Origin of the sequence: Gilliamella sp. B2717 (assembly GCF_026536675.1) — a bacterium.
GTDB lineage: Bacteria > Pseudomonadota > Gammaproteobacteria > Enterobacterales > Orbaceae > Gilliamella > Gilliamella apicola_I.
In genome coordinates, this window is sequence record NZ_JAFNNQ010000035.1 from 1 (window position 1) to 290 (window position 290).

1 protein-coding gene is annotated in these 290 nt (G+C 45.5%); it reads right to left on the minus strand.

Annotation, left to right across the window (positions count from 1 at the left end; genetic code table 11):
* Positions 1-290, minus strand: a 290-nt coding sequence (locus J3U35_RS05615) for a replication endonuclease (protein WP_267360120.1), incomplete at both ends; no start/stop codon positions are given.

Sequence of the window (290 nt, forward strand, 5' to 3'; positions counted from 1 at the left end):
GCGCAGTCAACGTAATAAAAGCACCGACATAGCCGAATTCATCAGCTATATCTTCAAAACCCCGCATCCTGATCATTAGCTCGCAACGACGAATTGCTGGATTAGCATTTGATTTATCAACCTGTAAAACTAGTTCAAATTGCTCGCCTGTGTCGGTATTTTCTATGCGTTGGTTTTTGAGCCATTCCCGATTTTTTCGCTTTTGTTCTTTCCATTCACCAACGCAAGCGCGGCTTGCGTACGGGCTGGCCGACTTTTGCACTTGCCCGGCAGCAATAGCTAAATGTTCA